This window comes from Clostridium sp. UBA5119, from assembly GCF_002414285.1.
Taxonomy (GTDB): Bacteria; Bacillota; Clostridia; order Clostridiales; family Clostridiaceae; genus Clostridium_J; species Clostridium_J sulfidigenes.
Window position 1 is genome coordinate 1,026 of the sequence record NZ_DHYX01000078.1, and the last position, 428, is coordinate 1,453.

Sequence of the window (428 nt, forward strand, 5' to 3'; positions counted from 1 at the left end):
TAAAATGTCTACTGTATGTTAAATAACTCATCTGCTTCTGGCGGAGTTACTTCATTGATTTCTTTATCATCTATTACTATACCTTTATTCTTAGTTATTTCTCCTATTTCAGTAGCCTTAATTCCATTATCATCAAAAGATTTTAACAACTCTTCTGGATTATCAGTAGTTATAAGCATACTACCTGATGATATTAGTCTTAATGGATCTATATTAAACTCTTTACATACTTTCCTTGTAATTTCTGTAATTGGCATTTTAGATTTATCGACCTTAAATCCTACATTACTTGCATTAGCAACTTCCCATAGTGCTCCTAAAACTCCACCTTCTGTTATATCATGCATAGATGTTGCTTTAGCTATTCCACCTATTTTTCCTTCTTTGACTACACTTATGCTTTCCACATAGCCTCTTGCTTCTTCAAT

Annotated in this window: 1 protein-coding gene; it reads right to left on the minus strand. The window is 31.8% G+C overall.

Features of this window, described 5'->3' with window-relative positions; genetic code table 11:
- Window positions 1-8 precede the first annotated feature (8 nt).
- Window positions 9-428 (minus strand): AIR synthase-related protein (locus tag B2671_RS12145; RefSeq protein WP_346870658.1); only part of this gene is annotated, 420 nt, incomplete at its 5' end.